The organism is Coleofasciculus sp. FACHB-712 (assembly GCF_014695635.1).
In the GTDB taxonomy this organism is placed as follows: Bacteria; Cyanobacteriota; Cyanobacteriia; order Cyanobacteriales; family FACHB-T130; genus FACHB-T130.
This window is the reverse complement of sequence record NZ_JACJOQ010000661.1, coordinates 1-6370: the sequence shown is the minus strand read 5'-3', so window position 1 is coordinate 6370 and position 6370 is coordinate 1. Positions and strand designations below refer to the sequence as shown.

Below are 6370 nucleotides of genomic sequence, written 5' to 3'. Positions count from 1 at the left end.
GTAATTATCCCCTCTGCGACTTTCAAACTGCCAGTAATAGACCTGCGATTGCCACCATCCGAACGAGACGCTGAGGTGCTGCGACTTGCTACGGAGGAAGCGCAACGACCTTTCGACCTCACTCAATTGCCGTTGCTGCGCGTCACGTTATTACAACTGGATGAGGCAGAGAATGCGGTACTGCTAACCATGCACCACATCATTGCTGATGGCTGGTCTATGGGGGTACTGATTCGGGAAGTGGCAACCCTCTACGAAGCCCTTTGTGCCGAGAAACCCTCGCCACTGCCCGAATTGCCCATACAGTACGCAGACTATGCAGTTTGGCAACGACAATGGCTGCAAGGGGAAGTTTTGGAAGCCAAGCTTGATTACTGGAAGCAGCAGTTAGGCCACAATCCGCCCCAGATGAAACTACCCACCAAACAACCCGCTGCTTCTACTTTTCAAGCTGGTATTCAATCCTTTGAGCTATCTCCAAAACTGTCTGGGGCACTAAATGTACTTAGCCGCCAAGAAGATGTAACCCTCTTCATGACACTGCTAGCAACCTTTCAGACGCTGCTGCACCGCTATACCAGTCAGGATGACATCATTGTTGGCACCGATGTCGCCAATCGCACTCAAGTTGAAACTGAATCGTTGATTGGTTTCTTTGTCAACATTTTGGTCTTACGCACCGATATGCGTGGCAACCCCAGTTTCCGCGAATTGCTGAAGCGAGTGCGCGACATTACTTTAAAAGCTTATGTCCATCAAGACTTGCCTTTTGAGAAGTTGGTCGAGGAACTGCGTCCTGAAAGAAATTTGAGCCGCACTCCCCTGTTTCAAGTGTTGTTCGTGATGCAAAATACGCCCGTACCTACTTTAGAACTTTCGAGTTTAACTTTAACCCCAATCGAAGTAGAGGGCGGGACAGCAAAATTTGATTTAGTGCTATTCGTGTCTGAAACAGAGGATGGCATTGTTGGCAGTTGGAAGTACAACGCCGATTTATTTGATGCGGATGCGATCGCGCGCCTATCCGCTCATTTTGAAACCCTCCTGAACAGCATCGTCGTGCAGCCGGATACGCGCCTTAATCGTTTAGAAATACTTACCGAAGCTGAAAAGAAACAACAAGCCATGCAAGAAGTCAAACGCGAAAAGAGTAACTTCAGCAAGTTCAAAAACATCAAACCAAAAGCAGTTACTCTGCCCAAAGGCGAATTAGTCAAAACCGAATATTTACAAGCAGGGGAAACATTCCCCTTAGTTCTCAAACCTGCGGTAAACGAGGTTGATATCGTTGACTGGGCAAAAAATAACCAAGAATTAATCCAAACGAAGTTATTACAACATGGAGCAATTCTATTCCGAGGCTTTAACGAACCTTTAGTTTCTATTTTTGAGCAATTTGCCCAAGCCATTTGTCCCCAATTATTTGGGGAATACGGAGACTTACCCCGCGAAGGAGTTAGCGGGCAAGTTTACGGTTCCACCCCTTATCCGGCGGATAAAGCTATCTTATTTCATAACGAGAGTTCGCATTTACACCGCTGGCCTTTAAAAATTTGGTTCTTCTGTGTCAAAGCTGCACAGCAAGGCGGAGAAACCCCCATTATTGACTGTCGCAAAGTGTACCAGCTACTCGACTCCCAACTTAAAGAAAGATTTGCCGAAAAGGAAATTATGTACGTCCGTAACTATACAGATGGATTAGATGTTAGCTGGCAAGAGTTTTTTAGAACGACCGATAAAAGTGTAGTAGAAGATTATTGCCGGAAAGCTGCAATCGAATTTGAGTGGAGAGAAGACAATGGGTTGAGAACTCGCCAGATTCGTCCGGCGATATCCAAGCATCCAAAAACGGGAGAAACGGTATTTTTTAATCAACTTTTCTTGCACCATGTCTCCTGCTTAGATCCAGCAGTCCGCGCCTCTTTATTATCTGTATTTGGAGAGGAAAACTTGCCCCGGAATGTCTATTACGGAGATGGCACTCCTATTGAAGATTTTGTAATAGCCGAACTTCAAGAAGTTTATCGACAGGCATCTATTAGTTTTCGTTGGCAGGAAGGAGACATCTTAATGTTGGACAATATGTTGGCTGCACACAGCCGTAACCCATTTGTAGGTTCGCGGAAGATTGTGGTTGCTATGGGAGAAATGATGACTGGCGAAGAGATTTAAAGGAAGGTTTTTAAACGCAAAGAAGTGCCAAGGAAACCGCAAAGGGATTTAGCATTTTTCGCCTTAAACTTTAAATAAGTTTTTTTTGAGAAATCCGAACAATTATCTGCGGTTTCCTTGCCAAAGTTTATTGACAAACGAGTTTAAGTTGTTTTGCAAATTAAGCAATGTAGCGAGAATATTAAAAAATGCAAACTATAAATGGATTTCGGATCTCTCCTCAACAAAAATATCTTTGGTCGTTGCAACAAGATAACGCCAATTATTGCGCCCAGTCTGCCATTTTGATAGAAGGCAATCTCAATGCAACAGCTTTAAAAGAGGCTGTGCAGCAAATCATCAATCGTCATGAAATTCTCCGGACAAGTTTCCATCGAGAACCCGGGATAAAAATTCCGATACAATTAGTTAGCGATCGCTTCCACATCACCTCTTGGCATTCCAGCAATCTAACTAATTACAATCCCCTGGGCCAAGAAGCAAAAATCGAGGCAATTATTCAAGAAGAAAGGCGCTCAATTTCTACTTCCGAACCAGGCGGTTCGCTGCTGCGTACATCCCTCATAACTCTGTCGGATGACAAACATATTTTAATTGCCACTTTACCTTCTCTTTGCGCCGACAGTTGGACATTGAAGAATCTAGTAAAAGAAATTAGTCAAGGATATGTCGCAAATCTTCAAAGTGAGGAAATAGCCGAGGAAGAAGTTGTGCAATACGTGCAATTTTCCGAGTGGCAGAATCAATTGCTTGAGGATGAGGATGATTTAACGGGTAAAAAATACTGGAAACAGCAATTCTCTAACTTAGCTAATTTGAAGCTACCTTTAGAGAAAAAACTGCTTGCTTTATCAGCTAAGTTTAAACCCAAGTCAATTGAGTACCAGATTGAGCCAGATTTAGTTACCAAAATTACAGCGATCGCGCAAAGCTACAATACTTCTATTTCAGCCGTCTTACTCACTTGCTGGAAAACTCTACTTTGGCGACTAACTAGACAGTCAGATGTCATCGTTAGCACTGCTTTTAGTGGTCGAAAATACGAAGAATTAGAGTCAGCTTTAGGACTGTTTGCCAAATTTATACCGCTTCGCACTCATCTAGAAGACAGCTTGAAATTGAGTGATGTATTGCAGCAAGTTCAGCAGTCTCTAAGCGATGCTGATAACTGGCAAGAGTATTTCTGTCGGGAAGATATTGGCACTGCAAATTTATCCGTTTTCCCCTTTGGTTTCGAGTTTGAAGAACAGCTAAACACGTATTCGGCTGGCGATTTATCATTTTCGATTTACCAGCAGTACTTCTGCTGCGATCGCTTCAAAGTCAAACTCTCTTGCGTGCGTCGGGATGAGTCGCTGAGTGCAAAGTTTGACTATGATGCTGGCATCATCGGTATAGAGGCGATTCAAGCCTTGGCAGAACAATTTCATAGCTTAGTGGAAAGTGCTGCTAACAATCCAGAAACCGCAATCAGTCAGTTAAATATACTTAGCGATCGCTCTCGACACGAATTATTAGTTGAATTCAACAACACTCAAACTGATTACCACCAATCCAAGTGCATCCACCAACTGTTTGAAGAACAAGTAGAACGCACGCCAGACAACATTGCCGTTGTATTTGAAAATCAACAATTAACCTACCGCGAACTCAACGATCGTGCCAACAAAATAGCGCATCACCTGCAAAACTTGGGAGTTAAACCAGAGGTCGTCGTTGGTATTTGCGTTGAACGTTCTCTAGAAATGGTGATGGGAATGCTAGGCATTCTCAAGGCAGGCGGTGCATATCTACCGCTAGATCCGGCAATGCCAAAAGAACGCCTCGCCTTGATGTTGCAAGATGCTCAAGTGCCAGTGTTGTTAACTCAGAAACGGTTTTTAGAAATTCCCCAACACAGTGCCAAAGTCCTTTGTCTAGATACAAATTGGGAAACCATCCCAGTCCAAAGCCAAAATTCCATCCAAAAGCCCTCAAACCTCGCTTATGTAATCTACACCTCCGGTTCCACTGGCACACCTAAAGGAGTTGCCGTCGAGCATCAACAACTGCTGAATTACGTCAACGGTATTATTAACAGACTAGATTTGCCAGCAGGTGCCAGTTATGCAATTATTTCCACTTTTGCTGCCGATTTAGGTCATACAGTTGTTTTCCCGGCTTTGTGTACGGGTGGGTGTCTCCATATAGTCTCCCAAGAACGCGCAACTGACCCAGAAGCACTGACAAATTACTTTCAAAAACATCCCATTGATTGCCTCAAAATTGTTCCTTCTCACCTATCGGCTTTACTGACAGCTTCTAACCCCGCGCACATCTTACCTAGAAAGCGATTAATCCTTGGTGGTGAAGCTTTAACTTGGAATTTGATTGAGACAATTCAAAAACTAGCTTCCAACTGCCAAATCTTCAACCATTACGGGCCAACAGAAGCAACAGTAGGCGTACTTACCTATCAGGTAGCAGATCGGGTAGCAGATGGGAAAGCGGATCGTATTTCTGAAACAGTTCCTCTAGGTCGTCCAATCCCGAACACGCAGATTTATATCTTGGATGCTCATCTTCAGCCAGTTCCAATTGGCGTACCGGGTGAGTTATACATCGGTGGTGCTGGTTTGGCGCGAGGTTATTTAAATCAGCCGGAACTGACAGCCAAAAAATTTATTATCGACTCCTTCATCGAGAGAGATGAGTTCTCTATTTTGAGGAATGAGTTACAAGACGTCCCACCTAACTCAAAACTCAAAACTCAAAACTCAAAACTTTACAAAACCGGAGACTTGGCTCGTTATTTACCCGACGGAAACATCGAGTTTCTCGGACGAATTGACGACCAGGTGAAGATTCGGGGTTTCCGGGTTGAGTTAGGGGAAATTGAGGCGGTACTGTCTCAATTTCCTGGGGTACGCCAGAGTATTGTTTTGCTGCGAGAGGATGTGGGACAACGTTTAGTGGCTTATATCGTTTCAAATTCAGCACTCATTAACGATCTGCGTTCCTTCCTCAAAGAGAAGCTACCCGAATACATGGTGCCTTCTGCTTTCGTAGTTTTGAAAGCTTTACCGCTTACCCCAAATGGCAAAATAGACCGTTCGGCATTGCCAGCACCGGAGACAATAAAACCCGTAGCAGATACGTTTGTAGCTCCTCGCAACAGCGTTGAGGAGGTACTTGCCGGAATTTGGGTTCACCTTCTCAAACTTCAAAAGGTCGGGATTTATGACAATTTCTTCGACCTAGGGGGACACTCTTTACTCATCCCTCAGTTACTTGCCAAGGTGCGAGAAACTTTCCAGATAGAACTGACCTTGCGCGATTTTTTTGATGCTCCTACCATCGCCGATTTAGGGAAAAACATCGAAATGAAACAGGGAGTCATTCCTTTTGTTTCTCCCGCCTCGAATTTAAATCTAGACGCTGAAGCTGTCCTAGATCCGACAATTCGCCCTGACTCTATACCTGTTGAGTTAGTCACTGAACCAAGTTGCATCTTTTTAACTGGAGCAACTGGGTTTTTAGGAGCTTTTTTACTCTCCGAACTTTTGCAACAAACACAAGCAGATATCTATTGTCTGGTACGTGCTACTAATGCAGAGTCTGGGAAAGAACGGCTACAAAATAGCCTGGAATCCTACTCACTTTGGGATGAAAATTTCAGCTCCAGAATTATCCCGATTATGGGAGAGCTGTCTAAACCGTTTTTAGGGCTTTCGGATGAACAATTTCGAGACATGGCTAGTCAAATCGATGTCATCTATCACAATGGTGCCTTAGTTAATTTTACTTACCCATACTCTGCCCTTAAAGCCGCCAATGTACTGGGAACTCAGGAAGTTTTGAGATTGGCAAGTTTAATTAAACTTAAGCCAGTGCATTTTATTTCTAGCACTAATGCTGTTTCTCCGGCGGGCGGTTCTGGAGTCAGGGTCATTCGAGAACAGGATTCTATCAATTCTGAGGAAGTGATAGATACTGGTTACGCTCAGAGTAAATGGGTTGCCGAAAAGTTAGCAACGATTGCACGCGATCGCGGAATTCCGGTCTGTATTTACAGACCCGGACGGATATCCTGGCATAGCCAAACCGGGCTTTGCAACAAAAGCGATAATACCTTCAGATGGGTAAAAGGTTGCATCCAACTCGGTAGCGTTCCCAAGCGTGATGCAATGGTGAATTTAGTTCCGATAGATTATGCGAG

General features: G+C 44.1%; 2 protein-coding genes. Both read left to right on the top strand.

Annotation, left to right across the window (positions count from 1 at the left end; translation table 11 throughout):
* Positions 1–2172: condensation domain-containing protein (locus H6F50_RS24995; RefSeq protein WP_190430766.1), on the top strand; the 2172-nt coding region annotated here is incomplete at its 5' end.
* Positions 2173–2360: 188 nt separating this feature from the next.
* Positions 2361–6370, top strand: a 4010-nt coding sequence (locus H6F50_RS24990) for a non-ribosomal peptide synthetase (protein WP_190430765.1), incomplete at its 3' end; no start/stop codon positions are given.